This is a genomic window from Pseudoxanthomonas sp. (genome assembly GCF_036845285.1).
Classification (GTDB): domain Bacteria; phylum Pseudomonadota; class Gammaproteobacteria; order Xanthomonadales; family Xanthomonadaceae; genus Pseudoxanthomonas_A.
Genome location: NZ_DAIUEE010000011.1, coordinates 62095 through 85446 on the forward strand (window position 1 = coordinate 62095; position 23352 = coordinate 85446).

Below are 23352 nucleotides of genomic sequence, written 5' to 3' on the forward strand. Positions count from 1 at the left end.
AGCGGTCTTGTGGGCTTGCCCGGGCGGCGTCGGACCCGCGTGACGTAGGCATCACGGGCCTTTCAGGGCAGTGGGGCGGCGCTCGTGGGCGGTGCGGGCGCTGCGCTACCATCTGGCGTCGGGCGCCGGGGGAAGGGCGCCCATGGCGTCTTCCATGGGGTGATCGATGCGGCGGATTCTTTGCCTGGTGCTGGTGGCGTTGGTGCTGGCCGGCTGTTCCAAACGGGTCGTCCACGAGTTGCCTCCGCCGCCGGACGACCAACCGGCGCTGCCTCCGCCGCCCCCACCTCCGCCGCCGCCGACAGGCACGGCGCTATCCACGCCACGGGTAACGCCGCCGCCCAAGGCCGATTTCGTCAATGTCGATGTGTTCTTCGCGACCAATCGGATGCCGGCCGCCGCGTTCGTGGCGGCCGCGCCGGGCGACCGCTTCACGGCGGGCATCGCGCGTGAACTGACCTATGGCACTGCGCGCATCAGCATTCCCAAGGTGCACGTGGCCGGTGAACTCGAATCGCCGCGCTGGTACCTGCTGGAGTTCAAGGAGGACCCGAAGCAGCACGTCATCCTCCAGGACGTGGCGCGGCTGGACAAGGCACCGTTCTTCGCGCGGCTGCACGGGCGCGTGGAGGCCTCGCAGGGCAGCAATGCGTTCGTGTTCGTGCACGGCTACAACGTCGGCTTCCGCGACGCCGCGCGGCGCACCGCGCAACTGGCGTACGACCTGCGGTTCGATGGTGCACCGGTGTTCTACAGCTGGCCGTCGCAGGCGGCGCTGGCGGGCTACTTCACCGACGAACAGACCATCGCGCGCTCCGTGCCCTTGATCGAGGGCTTCCTGTCCGACCTGGCGGACCGCTCCGGCGCGCAGAACCTGTACGTGATCGGCCACAGCATGGGCACGCGCGGCGTCACCCAGGCCATCCGCAACCTGGTGGCGAAGCGGCCGGAACTGCGCGGGCGGTTCCGCGGAATCATTCTGGCGGCGCCCGACATCGACGCGAAGGTGTTCCGCACCGAACTGGCGCCGGCGATGCGCCAGGCCGCCGGGCGCGTGACGCTGTATGCCTCGTCCGAGGACATGGCACTGAAGGCCTCCAAGCAGGTCAACCGAGGCCCGCGTGCCGGCGACACCAGCGAAGGCGTGGTGCTGGTCAACGGCGTGGACACCATCGATGTGTCGGGCGTGGACCAGAGCATGCTGGCGCACTCGTACTTCATGGAGTCGGACAAGGTGATGGGCGACATCCGCGAGATGTTCCGCGCCAACCAGCCTGCGGCGCAACGCAAGCCGCTGCAGTCGGTGAGGCTGGGTACCGGCATGTTCTGGAAGATCCTGCCGCCGCCGTGATGCGGCGGCAGGCGGATGCCGGTCACGGCAGCAAGCAGGTCACCGCCCGTTCTGCGATGGCGCCCCGGTCAGGCACGGGCTTGCGTGCCGACACGCCGGTGTCATCGCAGCCGTGATCGCCGGCGAAGACGATGCGTTGTTCCACCGTCGCGTCGCGGTGCCCTGGTCGGTACTCGGTGGCGCGCCGGGCGCATACCAGCTCTTTACCGTCAGATCGTAGGTGCCGGCCATCGAGGCGAGCTTCGCGTGTTCGATGCCCGGCGTGCCGGCCTTGTGGTACGCCTCCATCTGCGCCTGCATGTCCGGCGTCATCGACGGAGCCTTGTGCTCCTGTGCATGGACAGCCGCAGCCGCCAGCAGTCCCGCCGATACAGCCACAGACAGCAGGGTCGTGCGGTACATGGAACGCCTCCTTCCCGTGAATAGGTGGCGACGTTGTGCGCCTGCCGGCGCTCAGGTGGCGTGAAGGTCTTCCTGCCGCGTCAGCGACGCACGGCCACCACACCGTCCAGCGCCCGCTGCGCCTTGAAACCGGCCTTCTCCAGGCGTCTTGCCACCTCGCCGGGTACGTCGCGGCCGCTGGTCAGCTTGTTCGGGCTGCCGGTGTAGTGGAACAGCGCGCCGCCACGGCGCAGGACGCGCGCGAGCTGGTCGTAGAAGGCCTGCGAGTACAGTTCGCCGGCGATGCCGAACCGGGGCGGATCGTGCAGCAGCGCATCCACGGAGGCATCGGGCACCTGTGCGATCGCCTGCGATACATCGGCCTGGGTGAGCTGAAGGCGGCCGCCGGCTTCGGCGCTGTCCGGATCGGGCGACCAGGGATTGAGCGTGCGCAGCCACAGCACGTCGGGGTTCTTCTCGAACGACAGGATGCGTGCGGCGCCGGCATCGAGGCAGCAGGCCGCGAAATAGCCCAGCCCGCCGCAGGTATCGAGTACGGTCTTGCCGCGCGGCTCGACCAGCGCGACTTTGCGTTTCGCGTCATCAAGCGGGGATTCCTTCGAGGTCGGCAGCATCTTGATGCCATCGATCTCGAACGTCGGTACGCCCCATCGGGTCGGCACCAGCTTGATCAGCGAACCCTGGTAGCGCGATACCGGCTCGAAGTCCTCGCCATCCCACCAGTACAGCGTGCGGTCCTTGAGCTTGCCCGGGTACGGATACGAGACGCCACGCCAGTGCCAGTCGTCGGCTTCCAGCAGCACTTCACCCTGCGAACGGCCCAGATCGAGCGAGCCGGACCAGTGCGTGTCGCCGCGGTCGCGGGCGGCAAGCAGCGCAGCGGCCGTGTCGCGAGTGAGCAGGGGGCCGGTGTAGTGGGGCATGGGTCGTCCGCAGCGTCGTGGCAGCTGCGATTTTCGCCGCAATGCCGCATCGGCGGTAGTGCATGCCGCGCGAAGGTGTCGACGCAACGCGCTGGTATAGTGCGGCCCCTCGCAGAGAAGGCCGCCATCGCCATGACCATGCCCGACCGCTTCCATCCCATCGGTACGCCCGGCCAGCCCTGGGGCGCGGCGGACAAGGCGCAGTGGCGTGCGCAGCAGCGCGTGCAGCGCCGCTACGTGGACGATGTGCAGGTGCCGGTCGACGCCTTGCGTGCGCGTTTCGACGTCGAGCAGTACGGCACGCTCGATTACGGCCCTGGCGAGACCTATCCGCTGTTCGCCGTGCGCAGCCGCGGCTGGAACGACGCGTTGCCGACGATGCTGGTGACCGGTGGCGTACATGGTTACGAGACCAGCGGCGTGCACGGCGCCCTGCAGTTCCTCGAACAGCGTGCGGAGGACTATGCGGGCAAGGCCAACCTGCTGGTGGTGCCGTGCGTCAGTCCCTGGGGCTACGAACGCATCCACCGCTGGAATGCGGATGCGCTGGATCCGAACCGTTCGTTCCGTGCCGACAGCCCGGCGCAGGAATCCGCGGCGCTGATCGCGCTGGTCGCGCCGCTCGAGGACCGCGTGCTGATGCACATCGACCTGCACGAGACCACCGACAGCGACGAAAGCGAATTTCGCCCAGCGCTGGCCGCGCGCGACGGCAAGCCGTACGAGCCGGGCGAAATCCCGGACGGTTTCTACCTGGTGGATGACAGCGAGCGCCGGCAGCCCGACTTCCAGCGTGCGGTGATCGCCGCCGTCGCTGCGGTGACGCATATCGCGCCGGCCGATGCGCAGGGGGAGATCATCGGTTCCCCGGTCGTCGCCGACGGCGTGATCGAATACCCGGTGAAATCGCTCGGCTTGTGCACTGGCATCACCGAAGCGCGCTACACCACCATCACCGAGGTGTACCCGGACAGCCCCAAGGCCACGCCGCAGCAATGCAACGACGCGCAGGTGGCGGCGGTGGCGGCAGCGATCGACTACGCGCTCGCGCATGCTTGAAGCAGGGCGCCGCAGGCCCCATTCCTGTTCGTGAATACCGGTGGTCGGCGGCGGCGTAAGCTGGGCCGGCGACCGCGATCCGCGAGAGGAGACGACCATGGCAACCGGATGGGCCGGCGATGGCGCCGTGCAGGACCAGATCGATGCGACGGTGAAGGACGGGATCGAGCGCGTGCGCCGCGCCCTGCCGAAAGGCCCGAGCCTGACGCACTGCGAAGCGTGCGAAAAACCCATTCCCGCCGCCCGGCAGAAGGCCGTGCCGGGCGTGCGCCTGTGCGTGGCCTGCCAGGAAGACGCCGACGAGGAAGCGCAGGGCGCCGGGTTGTACAACCGCCGCGGCAGCAAGGACAGCCAATTGCGTTGATGGCATCGCCAGGCGTTCGACGCCGAAAGCCCCGCCGAAGCGGGGCTTTCCTGTGAGTGGGCGGGCGTCGCTCAGCTGGCGCGCTTCAGCACCTGCTTGCGGTCGCGCATCACGTTGTGGCACTCGCGTACGCTGGGCAGCAGCGCCTGGGCCTCGGCACGTGCGGCGGGCGGTGTGTCCTCGTCGCTGATGGTCTCGTTGAACGCCTTCAGCAGGCGATCTTCAGATTCCTCCAGTTCGGCGACGTAGCCGTACGTTGTGTCGCCCAGCGCCGCACGGACCTTGCCGTAGAACTGCTGCATGCTGCCGACCATCGTGCCGTGCTCGGCTGGCGTACCGCCGGCGGCGGCAACCGTCGCGCTCAGGCGGCCGACGATGTCCTGCTTGACGCCGGCGATGCGCAGGAACAACGCCGAAAGCTCGGCATCTTTCACCTTGCCCGCGGCTTCGGTATAGAAGCCGTGGCCGTCGCGGGCGATCTCGATCAGGTCGTTGAGGCTGTGCTGGATCTTCTTCTGGGTATTCATGTTGGCTCCTGTGTGGGGTTGCAGGGGTGTCAACCACCTTGTCGCTCCACCGTCGCGCATCCGCGATCAACATCGCGTGACCATGGAGATGAAGCGTTCACCCAGGTGGACGCCGCGAGAAGCACGGGTAACGCGCCCGTGACGAAAGGCGAATACAAGTGCCGAAATAGCGCCGACTCAAGTCTGGCCATCCGTGGCCGATGACAAGAGGTCGAACATGCGAATGAAGGCGGGTGTGCGTGCCGCTGCTTGCGAAAATGACCGGGTGGTGGGCGCGGGGCGCGCGGACGCGCGATGCGACCGTGCGTACGGCGCATGTCCCGCAGGCGAGCGCCGATGCGGCGGCATGCGTGCCCGATGCGCCGCCGTCGCGCGACTGGAGCGGCCCACTGCTCCGGCTGACGCGGATGGATGCCGCGGTGTCGCTGTCGCCGCAGGAAAGCCTTCCGCTCGTTGCGGCGGCGAAGCGTGCACTGGTGCGCTTCTCGGAGGATCCACGGCGCCTGCCGCGCCGTCCCCAACTGCTGCCGCAGTTGCTGAGCACCCTGAACGACGATGAGGCCTCGAGCCACGACATCGCCGGGATCATCGCGCGCGATCCGGCGCTGGCCGCGAACCTGCTGAAGCTCGCCAACAGCGCTCTGTACCGCCACCATGCGGCGCCGGTGGACAGTCTGGACCGTGCGGTGGCGATGGTGGGCGTCGATGGCTTGCGCCACCTGGTATCGGTGGCGCTGATGCAACCGGTGATGCGCATGGACGGCGGCGTGTTCGGCCGCCTCCCGGACCTGATCTGGGACCACACGCAGCGCACCGCGCTGATCGCCACGCATGCCGCGCGCCCATCGGGCCGCGAAGAGGTATTCGCGGCGCAACTGCTCGCCCTGCTGCAGGGCCTCGGCGCCATCGTGGTGGTGCAGGTGCTGCGCGATACCAGCGTCGATGCCGGCAAAGGCCTGCCGGACAATGAGGCGATGGCACGGCTGCTGCATCGCTGGTCGCCGCGCCTGGGTCGTGCCGTCGCGAGGGAGTGGGGCCTGCCGGATCGCCTGATGCAGGCGCTGGACGAACAGGTCAGCGACGATATCGCCACGATCGGTGCGCTCGGCCGCACCCTGGCGCTTGCGGCGCCGGAAGCCAGTCGCGCGATGGAAGCGCCATCGGTGGCCGACGCCCTCTGAGGCGATGGCGTCCGCCATTTGCCCGCCAGTCAGGCAATACGCGCCCGCTTGACGTCATCGTTCCATCGCCTGCGGTATTCCTCTACGCGGTCGACACCTGCGATGAGGCTTGCCGATGACACTCGAAGTGCGTTGCCGCTGCGGAAACATACGGGGCACGGTGGAGCCGCGACGCGCATATGCGCGCGCCACCTGCCATTGCCACGACTGCCAGGCCTATGCACGCCATCTGGGTCATCCCGGCATGATGGATGGCCACGGCGGCACCGACATCGTCGCGATGAACCCCGATGGCGTGACCTTCCATGCCGGCGAAGAACACATCGCCGGCCTGTGTCTGCATGAAGACGGATTGCTGCGCTGGTACGCGGCATGCTGCCGCACCCCGTTGGCCAACACGCCACGCGACGGCAAGGTCACCTATGTCGGCGTGGTCGCTGCCTGCCTGCCGGATGCTGCCGGCATCGATGAGGCATTCGGGCCGCGCGGGCGGATCGTGCTCAAGGCCCGTTCCGCCATCGACGAGGTGCGGCCAACACCGGTGGCGCTGCTGCTCGGCGGTTTGCGCATCGCCGCCGGGATCACGATGGCGAAGCTGCGCGGGCAGCAGCCGGGCCTGTTCTTCGATGCCGATGGAGAACCGCTGCGGACCGCACATCCTCTGAGCGAGCAGGAGCGCCGGTCCGCGCGACTGGAACCCGCCTGACGGATGCGCGGCGGCGAACCGCGCGCAGGGGATGTCAGGCGAACTGGCGCGCGGCGTCAGCGAACAGCGCATCCGCCTGCACCGGTTTACCCATCAGGAAACCCTGGTAGAGATCGCATCCGAGGCGGCGCAGGTGATGGCGTTGACCGGGCGTCTCGACGCCTTCGGCCACCACGCGCAGGTTGAGCGTCTTGCCGAGCGCGATGATGGACGCCACGATCGCGACGTCATCGGCATTGGTTTCCAGGTCGTGGACGAAGGCGCGGTCGATCTTCAGTTCGGACGCCGGCAGCCGTTTCAGGTACAGCAGGCTGGAATAGCCGGTGCCGAAATCGTCGATGGAGATCTTCACGCCCATCCGGGTCAGTTCGTCGAGGATGCAGAGGCTGGCATCGGCATCGCGCATGGCGGTGGTCTCGGTGATTTCCAGCGTCAGGCAGGACGGTGGCAGCCCGTGCCGTTGCAGTGCGTCGGCGACGGTCCCGAGCAGGGACGGTGACGAGAACTGCAGCGGCGACAGGTTGATCGCCACGTTGGCGATGTCGTGGCCGGCGTCGCGCCATGCGCGCATCTGGCGGCAGGCCTCGTCGAGTACCCAGTCGCCCAATGGAATGATCAGGCCGCTGCGCTCGGCGGCGGGGATGAAGGTGCCCGGCGACAGCAGGCCCAGCTCGGGGTGTTGCCAGCGCAGCAGCGCTTCGGCGCCGACCATCCGGTAGTCCGGTGCGGCGAACTTGGGCTGGTAGTGCAGCACCAGTTCGTCGCGGTCCACCGCGCGACGAAGTTCGTTCAACAGCTTCAGTTGCTGGTGGGCGCTGATGTTCATCGACGGCGCGAAGAACGTATAGCCGTTCCGCCCGTTGTCCTTGGTGTGGTACATGGCGGCGTCGGCGTGGGCCATCAGCTGGCGCTCGTTGTCGCCGTCGGAGGGGTACAGCGCGATGCCCACGCTTGCGGTGACGTGCAGATCGATGCCCTGCACCGACAAGGCGGTCGCACCCACCGTGTCGATGATGCGTTGCGCGACCATCGCCGCGCTCTCCGGGTCGGTGGTGGCGACGAGCAGCACGAATTCGTCGCCACCCAGCCGCGACAGCGTGTCCTGGCTGCGCAGCAGGCCGCGCACGCGCGCCGCGACCTCGACCAGCAGCGCATCGCCTGCCTGGTGGCCATAGGCATCGTTGATGCCCTTGAAGCCGTCCAGGTCCAGGAACATGACCGCGAACTGCTCGTGCTTGCGCCTGGCTTTCTCGATGGCCTGCTCGATCCGGTCCTGCAGCAGGATGCGGTTGGGCAGGCGCGTGAGGGGGTCGTGCAGTGCGGCCTGCACCAACTCTTCGTTGGCGCGGGCCAGCGAGTGCGCCAGGTGGTGCGTACGCGCATGCATCTGGCGGTCCAGCACGGACACGATCAATGCGATCCCCATGATGGCCACGGTAGCCACGACCACCAGGACGGCCAGCCATTGCGTGGGGACGCCGCCTCCGCGCGCCGCCCCGCACAAGCTGTCGGCCGGGAACTGCGCCGCCGCCATGCCGGTGTAGTGCATGCCGACGATGGCGAAGCCCATCACCACGGCCGCGAGGGCGCGCAATACGTACCTGCGGCGGCCGCCACGGCGCAGGTGGAAGGCGATCCACAGCGCCGCGCCGGAGGCGGCCACGGCGATCGCGATCGACAGCGCGAACCAGCCGGTGTGGTATTCGATGCCCGGCTGCATCTTCAACGCCGCCATGCCGATGTAATGAATCAGCGCGATGCCGGTCCCCATCAGCACGGCGCCCAGGGCGAGCCGGCCCAGCGGCAGTTGCTGGCGCGAGACCAGCCACAGTGCGAACGCGGACGAGCCCACGGCGGCCAGCATCGAACAGAACGTCAGGCTGACGTCGTAGCCCAGCGGGATCGGCAGGTCGAAGGCGAGCATGCCGACGAAGTGCATCGACCACACGCCGAGCCCCATGGCGAATGCACCGCCGGCGAGCCACCAGCGCGCTGCGCCAGCGTGCGTGGTCGCCACGCGGCCGGCCATGTCCAGCGCGGTATACGAGGCGAGGATGGCGACCAGTAGGGAGACGACGACGAGGATCTCGTTGTAGGTGCCGGTCATGGAGCGGGTCGCTACCCAAGGATGTGAGTGTATCGGTCATTACTAGCGGCGCTGCGCGGGAAGTCTTGAGGGCGGCAGGACGCATGCGTGGCTCACAGGCACACGTCTTGCATCTGCCGGGGCGTGGGTGCAGTGGGACGTATGTGCTGGAGGATGCAACCTTTGGCCGTTACCATGCCGCACCAGCACGGGGCGTCGATGCGCCTTCGGTAATGCTTGATCGTGCATGTCGGGGAAGTCCCTCCGCGAGGCGGGGCTGACATGCGTGGCCAGGGAGCGGCAGCCTGCGTGGGGTGCCCTCATGCGACACACCTTCACGTTTTCCAGGGGTCTACATGTCCACTCTCTCCGGCGCTGCGCGCCGCGTCCGTCTGCTCGGCCGACTGTTCGGCGTCATTCTTCTGGCAGGCGCGGCGGTCGCCGGCACCAATGCCGGCGCCGCGACGCTGACGTTCACCAGCAACGCCGGGTTGGGGGACGGTGTCGCCTCGGATGGCGACGGCGGCAGCAGCGATATCGCGGGCCTCGATATCCAGGTCTACAACATCACCGACACCGCCGGCTCGAACCTTGGAATGATCCAGTGGCGCGACGGCGCCTGGATCTCCAGTAGCGACCTCGGCTACTCGGGCGTCACGTACGACGACGGCGCCAACGGCTTCGCAAAGGGCATGGCGATCCGTTCCGGCAGCGGTGCCAAATTCAAGCTGACGTCGTTCCGCTACTACAACTGGGGCGAGACCCAAACGCTCACGAACACTGTGGTGGGCTACCGGGATGGCGTGCAGGTCGCGTCGACGACCTTCGAAGGATATGCGCCCAGCGGTAACCCGATGACCATCACGTTGGGAAATGCGTTCGAGTATGTGGACGATGTCCGCATGTACGTATCCGCCGGTGGTATGCACGGCGGGGCAGGTACCTGGCATTCGATCAATTCCATCGTCATCGACCCGGCCGTTCCGCCGGATACCACGCCACCTTCCGTCACGTCGGTGAGTTCCAGCACGGCCAATGGAATCTACAAGATCGGTGACGTGATCAGCATCCAGGTGGGTTTCAGTGAGAACGTCTCCGTCACGGGCACGCCGCAGCTGACGCTGGAAACAGGCGCCACCGATCGTTTGGTCAACTACGTCAGTGGCAGTGGTACCGCGACACTGACCTTCGGTTACACCATCCAGGCCGGCGACACGTCGCCCGACCTGGACTACACCTCGACGACCTCGCTGACACTCAATGGTGGCTTGATCCGCGATGCCGCCAACAACAACGCAGTGCTGACGCTGGCATCTCCGGGCGCCGCCAACTCACTGGGCGCCAACAAGAACCTGGTAATCGATGGCATCGCGCCGACCGTCGCCTCCGTCGGATCCGCAACCGCCAACGGGACCTACGGCGTTGGCAGCGTCATCAGCGTGCAGGTGAACTTCAGCGAAGCGATCACCGTCACCGGCACGCCGCAACTTACCCTGGAGACCGGCGCTACCGACCGCACGATCAACTATGTCAGCGGAAGCGGCACCAGCACGCTGAGCTTCAGCTACACGGTTCAGTCCGGCGACAACAGCGCCGATCTGGACTATGTGTCCACGACAGCGCTGGCATTGAATGGCGGAACCATCCGCGATGTGGCGGGCAACAGCGCCACGCTGACGCTGGCGTCTCCCGGCGCCGCCAACTCACTGGGCGCCAACAAGAACCTCGTCATCGATGGCGTCGCGCCGTCGGTGTCGAGCATCGTCGTAAGTGGATCGCCTGCGTCGACCGACACCAGCATGGCGTTCACGGTCACGTTCAACAAGTCGGTCATGAACGTCTCCACCGACGACTTCACCCTGGCCGGTACCGGCTCGGCCACTGGCACCATCGCCAGCGTGTCGGCGTCCAGCGGCAGCTCGATCAACGTCAACATCGCGTCGATCACCGGCAATGGCACGATCAAGGTCAACCTCAACGGCAGCACCAACATCGTTGACGAGGTTGGCAACAGCATCCCGTCCTACAGCAGCGGCAGCAGCCACACCGTCGCCATCCCCACGCCACCAGGCGCGCCGAGCATCGGCACGGCCGCCGCCGGTGACGGACAGGCCACCGTGACGTTCACCGCGCCTGCCAACGGCGGTTCGGCGATCAGCATCTACACCGCGACCGCCAACCCGGGTGGCGCGACGGGCAGCTGTGCAGGACCGACGGCCTGCACCATCACGGTGGGTTCGCTGACCAACGGAACCGCCTACACCTTCACCGTGACGGCGACCAATGCCGTCGGCACCGGTTCGGCCTCGGGGGCGTCCAACAGCGTCATGCCGAAGGCGAACCAGATCATCACCTTCGCGCAGCCGACCAGCTACAACGTCGGCGCGTCGCCGAGCCTGATCGCCACGTCCGATTCGGGTCTGCCGGTCAGTTTCACCTCGGCGACCACCGGCGTCTGCACCATCACCTCGGGTGGCACGCTGACCTTCGTCATGGCCGGCACGTGCACCATCGACGCCGACCAGGCGGGCGACACGGCGACCAACGCAGCGACCACGGTCACCCGCAGCTTCATCGTCAACGCGATCGTGCCCGGTGCGCCGACCATCGGAACCGCCACGGCTGGCGACCAGCAGGCGATCATTGCCTTCACCGCCCCGTCGTCGAACGGCGGCGCCAGCATCACCGGCTACACCGTGACCTCGAATCCGGGCGGCAACACCGGCACCGGTTCGGGTTCGCCGATCACCGTCACCGGCCTGACCAACGGAGTGAGCTACACGTTCACCGTGACGGCGACCAACAGTGCCGGTACCGGTGCGGCCTCGACCAGTTCCAATGCCGTCACCCCGGCCTCGCCGCAGACCATCACGTTCAACAATCCCGGGTCGCAGAACCATGGCACCACGCCGACGCTGACGGCGACCTCGGATTCGTCGCTCATGGTGAGTTTCACGTCGTCCACGACCGGTGTGTGCACGATCACCTCCGGCGGCGTGCTGACATTCGTCACCGCAGGCACCTGCACGATCAACGCCGACCAGGCCGGCAACAGCAGCTTCCTTGCGGCCACGCAGGTCAGTCAGACGTTCACGGTCAATGCGGTGGTCGCGGGAGCGCCGACCTCGGTCGTGGCGACGCCCGGCGACACGCAGGCCAGCGTGGCGTTCGCGGCACCGACCAACATTGGTGGCGTCACGATCACCGGCTACACCGTCACGGTCAGCCCGGCCGATGTCGCGCCGGTCAACGGCGCAGGCTCGCCCATCGTCGTCAGTGGCCTGACCAACGGGCAGGCCTACACCTTTACCGTCACGGCGGACAACAGCGCGGGCACCGGTCCCGCATCGCCGGCGTCCAACAGCATCACGCCGAAGGCGATCCAGACCATCAGCTTCGGCAATCCCGGTGCGCAGAACTTCGGCACCACGCCGACGCTGAATGCGACGTCCGATTCCGGTTTGAACCCGACCTTCACCTCGTCCACTCCGGCAGTCTGCACGATCACCGTTGGTGGCGTGCTGACTTTCATCACCGCAGGTACCTGCACAGTCAATGTCGACCAGGCAGGCGACGCCAGTTATCTGGCCGCGGTGCAGGTCAGCCGTTCGTTCACCGTCAATGCGGTGGTGCCGGGCGCGCCGACCATCGGTACGGCGACGATGGCCGCGCCGGGCGAGGTCGATGTCGCATTCACGGCGCCTGCGAGCAGTGGCGGAACCGCGATCACCAGCTACACCGTCACCGCGAGTCCGGGCGGTGCGACGGCATCCGGCACCAACAGTCCGATCCGCTTCACCGGTCTTGCGGCAGGCACCAGCTACACGTTCAACGTCAGCGCCACCAACAGCGTGGGAACGGGTGCCGTATCGGCAGCCTCGAATGCGGTCACGCCGATGCCCGCGCTGGTTGCGGGTCCGGCAAGCGCATCGCTGCCGTATGGCGCACCGGCAACGCCGGTGACGCTGGCGATCACCGGCACGGCCGACTCGGTCGCGGTGGCCACGCCGCCCTCGCACGGTACGGCCACGGCGAACGGCACCACGATCACCTACCAGCCGACGCCGGGGTATGCCGGCCCGGACAGCTTCACCTATACCGCCACCGACGCGTACCAGACCACTGCGGCCGCGACGGTGACGATCACCGTGGCGCCACCGACGGTGGTGCTGGATGCGACGAATCCCGCCAGCGGCACCGGCGGTGCTGCGTATATGCACACGCTGATCGCCAGCGGTGGCGCCTCGCCCTACACGTTCCAGCTGACGGGCGGCGCCTTGCCGGCCGGACTGGTGCTGAGTACGGATGGCCGCATCACCGGTGCACCCACGGAGGCGGGCAGCTTCACGCTGACGGTGCGCGTCACCGACAGCAGCACGGGCACTGGTCCGTTCACCGCGCAGCAGCAGTACACGCTGCAGGTGGCGGCGCCGCAGATCGCGTTCGCACTGCCGGCGCTGCCGCCGGCGACGCATGCCGGCGCGTTCAACCAGACCTTGGCCGTCAATGGCGGTACCGCGCCGTATACCTACGCGGTGACGGCGGGCACGCTGCCGCAGGGCGTGTCGCTGAGCGCGGCCGGCGTCCTGTCGGGCACGCCCACGCAAGCGGGCAGCTTCGCCTTCACGATCGAAGTGCGCGACGCGAACGGCTTCACCGGTACGCAGGCGTACGAGATCATCGTCGCGCAGGCGGCGCAGGCCATCGCCGGCTTCAGCGCCAATCCCGCTACGCCGGTGTTCTCGCCCAACGGCACGTTCGCTGTGGCCGCCACCGGCGGTGCGTCGGGCAATGCCGTGGTCTTCGCCAGCACCACGCCGCAGGTCTGCCAGGTGAGCGGCGCGACCGTCACCATGCTGGCGGCGGGACGCTGCAGCCTGACGGCCGATCAGGCCGGCGACGCCAACCATCAGGCAGCGACGCAGGTGCGGCTGGACGTGGATATCGTGGCGGCCGTGCCGACGCTGGTGTGGCCGGAAACGCTGCGCAAGGTCTATGGCGAACCGGCCTTCGACCTGGTCAACCCGCAGAGTCCCAGCAGCGGTGCCTTCACCTTCACCAGCAGCGACCCGGACGTGGCCAGCATCAGCGGCCGCACGGTGACGCTGCACGCCGAAGGCGAAACCGTCATCACCGCCACGCAGGCCGCGGCGGGCGACTACGCCGCCGGCAGCGTCGAGATGCGCCTGCAAGTGGAGGTGCGTCCGGACCCCACGCGCGATGCGGGCGTGGTCGGCCTGTTGCAGGCGCAGGTGGACGCCAGCGTGCGTTTCGCCACCGCGCAGCAGTCCAACATCCGCGACCGCCTGCGCCAGGTGCGCAGTGGTGCCAATGCATCGAGCAACAGTGTCACGCTGGCCTATGCCGGCGGCGAAGACCGCCAGGGCCTGTCGGTGCCGGTGGGCCAGGCAACGGGGGCCGCGTGGCCGGTGCTGCCGCAGGGCTGGGGTGGATGGGCGTCGGGTACCGCGACCTTCGGCAAGAGCGGACGCTCCGGCAGCTACGATTTCCAGACCGATGGCATCACGATCGGTGCGGACCGCGCGATCGGCGAGCACGTGCTGGTCGGCGTGGCCGGCAGCCTGGCGCGCAACGACAGCGACCTCAACGGCACGACGTCGCGCCTGAAGGCCGACCAGCGCTCGCTGGCGCTGTACGGCCTGTGGCGCGCGGGCGAACACCTGTTCGTGGACGGCATGCTGGCCACGGGTCAGCTGGATTTCGATATCCGTCGCTGGAGCGAGGACGCCGATGCCCTCGGCAGCGCCGCGCGCGAGGGCGACCAGTGGTTCGGTTCGCTGGCGCTCGGCTACGAGCATCGTGGCGAACGGATGGCGCTGACCGGCTACGGTCGTTTCGACGCCAATCGCACGACGCTGGATGCCTACCGCGAGCACGGCCTGGACATCCACGATCTGGCTTACCGTCGGCAGGTGGTGGAGAACAGCACGTTCGCCGTAGGCCTGGAGGGCAGTTACCAGATCGGCGGCGCGACCGGACGCTACCGCCCGTTCTGGAGCGTGGAATACCGCCAGGCACTGGAGGACAAGGGCGAGGCTGCGATGAACTACGTGGTGTGGCCGCACCCGACCGACTATCGCCTGGGCCTGCAGAGCTACAACGACGATGCGTTGTCGCTGGCGGCCGGCATGGACGTGAAGCTGCGTCCGGGTTGGCTGCTGTCGCTGCTGTTCGGCCACGAACAGGCCAGCAACAGCACGCGCGGTAGCAGCATCGGCCTGCGCCTGTCGTACGGCCAGCCGTCGAGCGGTGGATTCGTGCAGGACAACGGCACGACGGCCAGCGATGAAACACGTCGCTGCGGACGGCGCTGCGACCGCAACGCGAACGCGCCGCACTGACGCGCTGCACATCGCGAACGTCGCACGAAGCCCGGCAATCGCCGGGCTTCGTGTTTCTGCGGGACAGGCACGCCTGTCGACCTTGGTCGCAGCACCTTCGGCACGGTCCGCCGCCGGCGGTCCCCGGTATCCTGTCGGGTCCGCGCGCGCGTCATGCGCCGACCTGATCCGGGAGAACGCTGTTGAAGAAGACCCTGCTGTCCGTTGCCACCGTGCTGGCCCTCGCCGCTGCCGCCCCGCTGGCGGCCCACGAAGACCATGGTTGCCTGGATGACGGCTGCACGCTGCAGTCGCTGTTCGCCGAGTCCGAAGCTGCAGGCGCTGCCTCCGGCACGCCGATCGCCGCCCAGCGCTTCGGCAGCTGGGGCCTGGATACCGCCGGCATGGACCGCAATGCCAAGCCCGGCACCGACTTCTTCCGCTACGTCAGCGGCACGTGGGCCGACACCACGCAGATCCCGGCCGACCGCTCCAGCTATGGCGGTTTCGCCATCCTGCGCGACCTGTCCGAAGCGCGCCTGCGCGTGCTGGTCGAAGGCTATGCGCTGGGCGATCCGGCGACCGGTGGCGATGCCGCCCGGATCGCGGCGCTGTACCAGGGTTTCATGGACGAGAAGACCATCGATGCGCTTGGGGCGAAACCGTTGCAGCCGGTGCTCGCCGGCATCAAGGCCGCGAAGGACAAGGATGCGCTGGCCAGGCTGATGGGCCAGCGTGGCGGCTTCTACGACAGCTTCTTCAACCTGGGCGTCAGCGACGACCAGAAGGATCCGGACCGCTATACGCTGTACCTGAGCCAGGGCGGCCTTGGCCTGGGCGATCGCGAGATGTACCTGCGCGAGAATTTCGCGCCGCAGCGCGAGCGTTACCAGGCCTACATCGCGCAGATGCTGCAGTTGGCCGGCTGGATCAGGCCGCAGGAGAACGCGAAGGCGATCCTCGCGCTGGAAACCCGCATCGCCGAGGCGCACTGGACGCGTGCCGAAAGCCGCAACCGCGACAAGACCTACAACCCGCTGTCGATGGCGGACTTCGCCAGCGCATCGCCGGGTTTCCCATGGAGCACCTTCTTCAAGGCGGCCGGCGTCGACGGTGCCGGCCGTGCGGTGATCCGCCAGGACAGCGCCATCCCGAAGATCGCCACAATCTTCGCCGATGCCGATGTCGCCACGCTGCAGGCCTGGCAGGCCTTCCACGCCACGGACAATGCCGCGCCGCTGCTGTCGAAGGACTTCTCGGTGGCGCAGTACGAATTCCGCGACAAGTTCCTGTCCGGGCAGCCGCAGCAGCGCGAGCGCTGGAAGCGCGGCGTGGCGTTCGCCGAGTCGGCGATGGGCGAAGCGATCGGTCGCGACTACGTGACGCTGTACTTCCCGCCGGACGCGAAGGCCAAGATGGACGCGCTGGTCGCCAACGTGAAGGCGGCGATGGGTGCTCGCCTGGACACGCTGGCGTGGATGAGTCCGGCCACCAAGGCCGAGGCGCACGCCAAGCTGGCCGGGTTCGGCCTGAAGATCGGCCACCCCGACACGTACCGCGATTACAGCGCGCTGGTGGTGAAGAACGGCGACCTGTTCGGCAATGCGCAGCGCGCCGGCCAGTTCGAATGGGACTACCGTCGCGCGCGCATCGGCCAGCCGGTGGACAAGGGCGAGTGGGGCATGACCCCGCAGACGGTCAACGCGTACTACAACTCGGTGAAGAACGAGATCGTGTTCCCGGCCGCGATCCTGCAGCCGCCGTTCTTCGATCCCGACGCGGATCCCGCGGTGAACTACGGCGGCATCGGCGGCGTGATCGGCCACGAGATCATCCACGGTTTCGACGACCAGGGCCGCAAGTCCGACGGCAAGGGCGTGCTGCGCGACTGGTGGACCGCCGACGACGCGGCCAAGTTCGAAGTGCAGGCCGCCAAGCTCGGTGCGCAATACGAGGCCTACACGTTCGCGCCGCTGCCCGGCATGCACATCAACGGACGCGTGGCGATGGGCGAGAACATCGGCGACCTCGGTGGCCTGACCATCGCGCTGGAGGCCTACCACCGTTCGCTGGGCGGCAAGCCTGCACCGGTGATCGACGGTTTCACCGGCGACCAGCGCTTCTTCATGGGCTGGGGCCAGGTGTGGCGCACGCTGTGGCGCGACGACGCGCTGCGCCAGCAGCTCGTCAACGGCACGCACTCGCCGGGCCACATCCGTGCGTTCGCCCCGCTGCGCAACATCGATGCGTGGTACGACGCGTTCGGCGTCAAGCAGGGCGACCCGCTCTACATCGCACCGCAGGACCGCGTTCGGATCTGGTGACCGCCAAAGGACGCTGCCGCAGGGGCGGTGGCGTCCTCCGTAGCGTGCGCTGCGCGCACGACCGCTTTCCGCGCGTCCCATGAAGGAATTTGCAAACGGTTCCTGTCGTGCGCATGGCGCACGCTATGCATGCGCAGGACGCGCCAGTGGTAGTGCGCAAGGCCCATGCTTGGCTTGCATCGCCCGGCGCACGCGCCGATGATGCGGGGCATCGTGATTTCCCGTGCGTTTTGCGTCATGCCCGCTACCCCCGCGTCCACCTCGCAAGGCGACCTGTTCGGCGGCCCGCAGCCGGGCCGGCTGCATCGTTTGTTCTTCGCGCTGGTGCCCTCGGCGGGCGAGCGCGAGGGACTCCGGCACCGCGCGGAGGACCTGAAGGGCGTCTACCCGCAGGCCCGCTGGGTGCGTCCCGAGCGCTACCACCTGACTCTGCATTTGCTGGGCGAGAGCGACGGACCGCGTGATGACATGATCCGCACCGCGCGCGAAGCCATGCAGGATTGGCGGCCGGAACCGGTCGGCATCACCCTCGACCACCTGCTGTGCCTCGGCAACCCGAAGAACCCCGCGCTGACGCTGGCGGCACTGCATCCGTCGCCTGCGGTAGTGGCGTTCTGGCGCGACCTGCAGCAGCGGCTGCTGCGTGCAGGCTTCAAGCAGCACGCGGGGCGCAGCTTCGTTCCGCACCTCACCCTGGCCTACGTGCCGCCGCGTACCACGCCGGTGGACGTGCCGCCGGTGGTGCTGCACCCGCAGGGCGTGCATCTGTTGCAGAGCATCGAGGGCGAGGCCGACTACGACGTGCTGGGCGAGTGGCCGCTGGGGTGAATTCCCCCGTCAGTGCGCCAGCCGGCGCAGGGCGTCCAGCTTGGCGTGGTAGAGCTGGCGGTTGCCGCCTTCGCTGAGGCGTTCGGCGCGTGCCAGCGCCTTGCCCGCGCGGCGGTTGTCGCCCATCTGGAAGTACGCGCGCGCCAGGCCGAAATGGAAGCGGTGTTCGTCCGGGAACAACTTGATCGCCTGGCGGTAGTCGCGCACGGCCCGTTCGAAGTCGCCCTCGCGCTCGTGCGCGACACCCGACAGGAAGTGATGGAACGGGTCCAGCGCCTGCACGCGCTGCAGGCGGGTCTGCAGCCGCGCTGCGGCCGCGGCGTTGCCGGTGCGCTGGTAATGCGCGGCCAGGTTGGACAGGGCGCCGGGATCCTGCGGATTCAGCTGCAGCGCATGCAGGTAATGCTGTTCGGCCAGCGCCGGATCGCCGTGGCGCAGGTGCAGGACGCCAGTGTTGCTCCAGGTCGCGGCGTAGGTGGGATCGAGCGCCTTCGCTACGCTGGCGTAGCGCAGGGCGTCGTCCAGCCGGCCGGCCTCCAGCAGGTCGGCGGCGCGGTTGTTGTAGTAGTGGACCAGCAGGCGCGCGTCGCTGATTTCGCGCGGTGGCTTGCGCGCGATCACCTGGTCCCATGCGACATCGACGGTCAGCTGGCGCCGCTGGATGCGCACGCCGGCATTGACGTGGTGGGTGCGGTAGAGCGTGTCCTGCTCCTGTCGCCAGGCGAGGGTCTCGTCGATCTGCTGACCGTAGGCCTGCAGGCCGGCCTCGCGCGCCAGCGCGATGGCCAGCAGGGTGAAGCTGAGGCAGTTCGCCTGCCGGGTGGCGTAAGCCTCGGCCACGGTGTGGTTGGCCGCGATGTCGTAGCGCATGCCCAGGTCGTCGGGCGAGAACAGGAACTCGACCATCCGCCGCAGGCGCTGCTTCGACCCGCGCGGGGTGGACAGCACCTTGGCGTGGAATTCCCGGCGCAGGGGTTCGGGCAGGGCCATGACCTCGGCCGGCGTGGGCGGCTGGGCGGCGGGAACGGGGGGCGCGGCGACCGCAGGCGCGAGTCCGGCCACGGCCAGCGCGGCGGCCATCAGGGTGCCGATCATGGGGCGCGAGCCTCCCGGCGCGACGATGCCCGCAGTCTATGCGCTGTGGCGATGCAGCATGGACACATTGCGGGCGGTAGGATGTGCGCATGGACCTCGTTGCCCACCTGATCGCCTGTCCCCACTGCGCCGCGATGAACCGCGTGCCGGTGGAACGGCTGGCCGAGACGCCGCAGTGCGGACGCTGCCACCAGGCGTTGTTCACCGGGTTGCCACTGGCGCTGGGCGAGGCGGACTTCGATCGCCACGCATTGCGCAGTACCTTGCCGCTGCTGGTCGACTTCTGGGCGCCGTGGTGCGGGCCTTGCCTGCAGATGGCGCCGCACTTCGAGCGTGCGGCGGGCCTGCTGGAGCCGGCGATGCGCCTGGCCAAGGTGGACACGGACGCCAGCCCTGGACTCGGCAACCGCTTCGGCATCCGCAGCATCCCGACGATGGTGCTGCTGCAGGGAGGCCGCGAGATCGCCCGGCAGAGCGGGGCGATGCAGGCGGAGGGGATCGTGCGGTGGGCGAGGGGTGTCTGCGCTTGATGCTGTCTTAGCTCCGCATGCCGGCATGAATCTGCCCTCACTGGAATCCGAACGCTTCGACCTCCGCCCGCTTACTGCGGCGGATGCAGCGCTTTATGTCGCGCTGTACACCGATCCTGCGGTGATGAGGCATGTGACCGAACCGATGGATGCCGAGTCGGCCAGCCAGGCCTTCAGCAAGGTGGAGTCGCTCAACCGGTGCGGAAGCAGCGATTACCGGACCTGGGTTGTCGTCGAGAAGGCGACGGGGCAGGAAATCGGCTTGCTGGCGCTCGTGGCGCGGGACGGGATGCACGAAATCGGCGCCCTGATCTGGCCCGAGTGGCATAACGGCGGTGTCGCGACCGAGATCATCCGCCGTTTGATGCAGTTCGCTTTCGACCACATCGGTTGCGAGACGGTCTTCACGCGCCACCGGGCGGAGAATGGCGGTGCCGAAGGCTTGATGCGGAAATTGGATTTCCAGCGCATTCCGTTGGAAGGTCATCTGGATGGTGGCGTAAGGTGGGAACGGACGCGCTAACAATGGCAGCGAGCGTCTGGCAACGATTAAACAGGGGGCAAGATGAGGAAGGGAAGTCTGGCCTGTGTGGGCACCGGGATGATGCTGGGTGCTCATATCGGTCCACGGGCACGCAACCATATCGAGGAGGCCGATGTCGTATTCGTTGCGGTTTCCGATGCCCTCGTGGAGCTTTGGGTGCAGGGCATGAATCACGACGTGAGAAGCCTGCAGCCGTATTACACCGAGGGCAAGCCGAGATCGGATACGTACCGGGAGATGGTCGCGGCCATGATGGTGGAGGTTCGTGCAGGCCATCGCGTCTGCGGAGCGTTCTACGGACATCCAGGCGTATTTGCGGTCGTACCGCACAGAGCGGTGGCCCAGGCTCGCGAGGAGGGATATGAGTCCGTCATGGAGGCGGCGGTATCCGCCGAAGACTGCCTGTATGCCGATCTTGGCATCGATCCGGGGACCTTCGGTTGCCAGCACTACGAGGCAAGCCAGTTCATGTTCTACAAGCGCCGGATAGATCCGTCGGCCTACCTCATCCTGTGGCAGATCGGCGTAGCGGGTGACCGTACGCTGGCTCGCTTCGAGACGGGCGCGCAGTTCAGGAATCTCCTCATCGAACTGCTGGCCGAGCAAGGGTGTCCGTCAGACCACGAGGTCATCGCTTACGAGGCCGCAACTCTGCCAATCGCCAAGCCACGCATGGAGCGGATGCCTCTGTCGGACCTGCCCGGAGTACGCCTCGAACTGAGCACGACACTGGTGATCCCGCCTTTCCGCCCGCTGGAGCGCAATCACGCGATGCTCGACCGGCTCGCTTCGTTGCAAGCCAGCGGCGCCTAACAGAGGTTCGGGGTCCCGGAGTGGCTCCGTGTCACGAAAGCGGGTATCGTCCGCTGCAAGGGGCACTCGTACCGGTTCGGCCGGCGCTGACAAAGAAGCTCCCAGGGGAGACCACACATCGGAAACCGATGGCGGTCGCAAGAAATCGAGAGGCAATTTGGGGATACTCGCGTGACGAATGTAATCCAGGTACTGGAGCGTATGGGGGCGGCCCCGATAGTGGGCCTGCAGGGCTTGGAGGTTTTTTTTCGTGACGTGAATGTCACGGATCAAGAGCGAACGGCGATCCTTGAAGGAGATGTCGATGCGCTCAACGACGTTTTCGGTGCGCGCGTGCAGATGATTTGCGTGATTTACGCGCCCGAGAACGAGCCGTTTAAGGAGAATGGCGATGAAGACGGTGACCGAGATGGGCGCGACGACGAACAGGAAGAGCAGGCGTCCTGAGCGACGCATGATGCCGAGTTGTTCGTGGGCAGGGTTGCTGTGCACCCTGCTCTTTTTATCGTGCTCGATGTCTGCGGTATCGGCACCCCAGAAATTGGGCTTCGACAGGTTGCTGGAACAGGCTGAGCAGGTTCGCAGCGCGAATCCCGTGGAGTTTCGTCAAGTCCTTCGTGAAGTCAACGCGAGAAAGAGCGAGGCCACCGGCGATCAGCAAGCTCAGGTTGCATACCTCAATGCTTATGCGCTGGCATTCGCGGGTCGATTCGACGCGGCCATTGAGGCCGCTACCAAATTGTTGGGGTCCACCTCATCAGTCGACATGCAGGTGAGGGCGGGCTCACTCATCGTCAACAGCTACGCGGGTACGCGCCAGTTCACTGAAGGGCTGAGGCAGCTCGAGCAAACCCTGCTGCTGCTTCCGGTGGTGAAGGATCCCAATCTGAAGATCCATGCGGCGGTGTCCGCCGCCGTGCTCTACAACCAGATTGGGCAGCATGAGTTGGCTTTGCAGTTCTCCGAGCAGGTACTCGCGGCAAGCGATAGTCCCCGGGACCGCTGCTTCGCAGGCTTCCTGAAATCCGAAGCGCAACTCAAGCTGGGTGAGATACCCAACGAGGACAAAGCCCTTGTCGACATCATCGACGAGTGCTCTGCGAACAAGGAAGTTGTGCCCGCCAACTTCATGCGACAGGTGCTGGCGCAGAAGTGGGCGGCCCAGGGGGATCGCAAGCGGGCGATCACGCTGCTACGTGAGCATCTTGCAGAGATCGAGGCTACTAGATATCCGCGCCTCGTGGGCGAAGTGCATTCCTTGCTGGCCCAGTTCCTTTTGGAGGAGCAGGACATCGAAGCGGCTGAGGACCACGCGAATCGCGCGGCTGCTTTGACCGCGAACATTCCATACTCCGTTCCCCTGGTCGCAGCTTATCGGACGCTTTACGAAATCGCGGAACGAAAGGGCAACAAGGCGCTGGCCCTCACTCAGTTTCGCAAGTTCGCGGAAGCTGACAAGGCCTACCTGAACGATGTCAATGCGCGCGAGTTGGCCTACCAGATCGTCCGTCAGGAAACGTTGCAGAAGACTCAGCAAATCAGTGTGCTCGATCAGAAGAACGCCGTACTCGAGTTGCAGCGGAAGGTGGACAAGGCAACGGCGGACAACAGCAAACTGCTCGTTATCCTGTTGATCGTGCTTGTCGCCTCTATCGGCTACTGGGCGTTCAAGATCAAGCGCGTGCAGCTGTCGCTGAAGAAGATGGCCGAGACCGATGCGCTGACCGGCATCTGCAACCGCCACCACTTCACCATCCGCGCCGAGCGCGCGCTGGCCGAGTGCGCGCGCAATGGCGAGCAGGCCTCGCTGATCATGTTCGACCTGGATCACTTCAAGAACATCAACGACCGCTTCGGCCACGGCACCGGCGACTGGGCGCTGAAGGAAGTGGCCGAGGCCAGCAAGGGCTTCTGCCGCCGCATCGACGTGCTGGGCCGCCTGGGCGGTGAAGAGTTCGCCATCCTGATGTACGGCTGCGACCTGCGCGCCGCCGCCCGCGTGGCAGAGGACTGCCGCGTGCGCCTGGCCCAGATCGAAACCCGCGATACCGGGCACGTCTTCGCCATCACCGGCAGCTTCGGCGTGACCTCCAGCGTGCAGTCCGGCTACAGCCTGGCAAAGCTGCTCTCGCATGCCGACAAGCAGCTCTACCGCGCCAAGCACAACGGCCGCAACCGCGTCTGCGTACACGATGCCGAGCAGGAGAACATCCGCGCCGCCAGCAACGTGCTGGAGATGCCGCACCGCGACCGCGCCGAGCATCTCGGCGCCTGAAAA

At 67.1% G+C, this 23352-nt stretch carries 18 protein-coding genes; 13 read left to right on the top strand and 5 right to left on the bottom strand.

Going from position 1 to position 23352, the window contains the following annotated elements:
• Window positions 1–166 precede the first annotated feature (166 nt).
• On the top strand, window positions 167–1351 hold the full coding sequence (locus tag V7060_RS13645) for an alpha/beta hydrolase (RefSeq protein ID WP_334179801.1): 1185 nt from the start codon (window positions 167–169) through the stop codon (window positions 1349–1351).
• A 39-nt stretch (window positions 1352–1390) separates the two neighbouring features.
• Here the strand turns inward: V7060_RS13645 and V7060_RS13650 are convergent, their stop codons facing one another.
• Both V7060_RS13650 and V7060_RS13655 read right to left on the bottom strand, forming a co-directional pair.
• The gene (locus V7060_RS13650) at window positions 1391–1753 is read right to left on the bottom strand and encodes a hypothetical protein (protein ID WP_334179802.1); all 363 of its coding nucleotides are present in this window, start codon (window positions 1751–1753) and stop codon (window positions 1391–1393) included.
• An 80-nt stretch (window positions 1754–1833) separates the two neighbouring features.
• Complete coding sequence (locus tag V7060_RS13655; protein WP_334179803.1) at window positions 1834–2676, bottom strand: SAM-dependent methyltransferase; 843 nt, start codon at window positions 2674–2676, stop codon at window positions 1834–1836.
• A 132-nt stretch (window positions 2677–2808) separates the two neighbouring features.
• Here V7060_RS13655 and V7060_RS13660 point away from each other — a divergent pair, with 132 nt between their 5' ends.
• A complete protein-coding gene (locus tag V7060_RS13660; RefSeq protein WP_334179804.1) occupies window positions 2809–3735 on the top strand; it encodes a M14 family metallocarboxypeptidase in 927 nt (308 codons plus the stop codon).
• Window positions 3736–3832: 97 nt separating this feature from the next.
• Complete coding sequence (locus tag V7060_RS13665) at window positions 3833–4099, top strand: DksA/TraR family C4-type zinc finger protein (protein WP_334179805.1); 267 nt, start codon at window positions 3833–3835, stop codon at window positions 4097–4099.
• A gap of 71 nt (window positions 4100–4170) precedes the next feature.
• Here V7060_RS13665 and V7060_RS13670 read toward each other — a convergent pair whose 3' ends face one another.
• Entirely contained in the window at window positions 4171–4626 is a 456-nt protein-coding gene (locus tag V7060_RS13670) for a PA2169 family four-helix-bundle protein (RefSeq protein WP_334179806.1), read from the bottom strand.
• A 302-nt stretch (window positions 4627–4928) separates the two neighbouring features.
• On the opposite strand from V7060_RS13670, the gene V7060_RS13675 reads away from it, so the two are divergent.
• The gene (locus V7060_RS13675) at window positions 4929–5807 is read left to right on the top strand and encodes an HDOD domain-containing protein (RefSeq protein ID WP_334179807.1); all 879 of its coding nucleotides are present in this window, start codon (window positions 4929–4931) and stop codon (window positions 5805–5807) included.
• Between the two features lie 115 nt (window positions 5808–5922).
• Window positions 5923–6513: a DUF6151 family protein gene (locus tag V7060_RS13680; RefSeq protein ID WP_334179808.1), complete on the top strand. Its 591-nt coding sequence runs from the start codon at window positions 5923–5925 to the stop codon at window positions 6511–6513.
• Window positions 6514–6547: 34 nt separating this feature from the next.
• On the opposite strand, the gene V7060_RS13685 is transcribed toward V7060_RS13680, so the two are convergent.
• Complete coding sequence (locus tag V7060_RS13685) at window positions 6548–8620, bottom strand: EAL domain-containing protein (protein ID WP_334179809.1); 2073 nt, start codon at window positions 8618–8620, stop codon at window positions 6548–6550.
• A 335-nt stretch (window positions 8621–8955) separates the two neighbouring features.
• Here V7060_RS13685 and V7060_RS13690 point away from each other — a divergent pair, with 335 nt between their 5' ends.
• From V7060_RS13690 to thpR, 3 genes are all read left to right on the top strand, one after another.
• A complete protein-coding gene (locus tag V7060_RS13690) occupies window positions 8956–14961 on the top strand; it encodes an autotransporter domain-containing protein (RefSeq protein ID WP_334179810.1) in 6006 nt (2001 codons plus the stop codon).
• A 182-nt stretch (window positions 14962–15143) separates the two neighbouring features.
• Complete coding sequence (locus V7060_RS13695; RefSeq protein ID WP_334179811.1) at window positions 15144–17264, top strand: M13-type metalloendopeptidase; 2121 nt, start codon at window positions 15144–15146, stop codon at window positions 17262–17264.
• A gap of 237 nt (window positions 17265–17501) precedes the next feature.
• The gene (thpR, locus tag V7060_RS13700) at window positions 17502–18092 is read left to right on the top strand and encodes an RNA 2',3'-cyclic phosphodiesterase (protein WP_334179812.1); all 591 of its coding nucleotides are present in this window, start codon (window positions 17502–17504) and stop codon (window positions 18090–18092) included.
• Window positions 18093–18101: 9 nt separating this feature from the next.
• Here thpR and V7060_RS13705 read toward each other — a convergent pair whose 3' ends face one another.
• Window positions 18102–19187 (bottom strand): tetratricopeptide repeat protein, encoded by a 1086-nt coding sequence (locus V7060_RS13705; protein WP_334179813.1) that lies wholly within the window; start codon window positions 19185–19187, stop codon window positions 18102–18104.
• Between the two features lie 89 nt (window positions 19188–19276).
• On the opposite strand from V7060_RS13705, the gene trxC reads away from it, so the two are divergent.
• The 5 genes from trxC (at window position 19277) to V7060_RS13730 (ending at window position 23349) form a co-directional block, all read left to right on the top strand.
• Window positions 19277–19717 carry a thioredoxin TrxC gene (trxC, locus tag V7060_RS13710; RefSeq protein WP_334179814.1) on the top strand — a complete coding sequence of 147 codons (441 nt, stop codon included), beginning with the start codon at window positions 19277–19279 and terminating at the stop codon, window positions 19715–19717.
• Between the two features lie 25 nt (window positions 19718–19742).
• Complete coding sequence (locus V7060_RS13715; RefSeq protein WP_334179815.1) at window positions 19743–20240, top strand: GNAT family N-acetyltransferase; 498 nt, start codon at window positions 19743–19745, stop codon at window positions 20238–20240.
• Window positions 20241–20282: 42 nt separating this feature from the next.
• Window positions 20283–21074 (top strand): SAM-dependent methyltransferase, encoded by a 792-nt coding sequence (locus V7060_RS13720; RefSeq protein ID WP_334179816.1) that lies wholly within the window; start codon window positions 20283–20285, stop codon window positions 21072–21074.
• Window positions 21075–21245: 171 nt separating this feature from the next.
• A complete protein-coding gene (locus V7060_RS13725; protein ID WP_334179817.1) occupies window positions 21246–21521 on the top strand; it encodes a hypothetical protein in 276 nt (91 codons plus the stop codon).
• A complete protein-coding gene (locus V7060_RS13730; protein WP_334179818.1) occupies window positions 21466–23349 on the top strand; it encodes a GGDEF domain-containing protein in 1884 nt (627 codons plus the stop codon). The genes V7060_RS13725 and V7060_RS13730 overlap by 56 nt, the downstream gene beginning before the upstream one ends.
• Window positions 23350–23352: the final 3 nt, after the last annotated feature.